The 407-nt window shown below is 44.0% G+C and carries 1 protein-coding gene; it reads left to right on the forward strand.

The window, feature by feature from the left end:
* Nucleotides 1–407 (forward strand): HEAT repeat domain-containing protein (locus NF27_RS09155; RefSeq protein ID WP_039458660.1); only part of this gene is annotated, 407 nt, incomplete at both ends.

Genomic DNA, 407 nt, shown 5'->3' on the forward strand with positions numbered 1-407 from the left:
CTGAAGCACTGGTTAAAGTAGGAGCAGGGCATGTAGATATAGTAGTACCTGCGCTCATAAATGCTTTAAAGGATAGTGATTGCTGGGTCAGGTGGAATGCAGCTGAAGTACTGGGTAAAGTAGGAGCAGGGCATGGAGATTTAGTGGTACCTGCGTTAATAGAATCTTTAGAGGATGAGGATGTCAGGATCAGAGCAGCTGAAGCACTGGGTAAAGTAGGAGCAGGGCATGGAGATATAGTAATACCTGCGTTAATAGAATCTTTAGAGGATGAGGATGAGGATGTCAGGAGCAGTGCAGCTGAAGCATTGGTTAAAATAGGAGCAGGGCATGGAGATATAGTAGTACCTGTGCTAATAAATGCTTTAAAGGATAGTGAATATGAGGTTAGGTGGAGTGTAGCTGAA

This window comes from Candidatus Jidaibacter acanthamoeba, from assembly GCF_000815465.1.
GTDB lineage: Bacteria > Pseudomonadota > Alphaproteobacteria > Rickettsiales > Midichloriaceae > Jidaibacter > Jidaibacter acanthamoebae.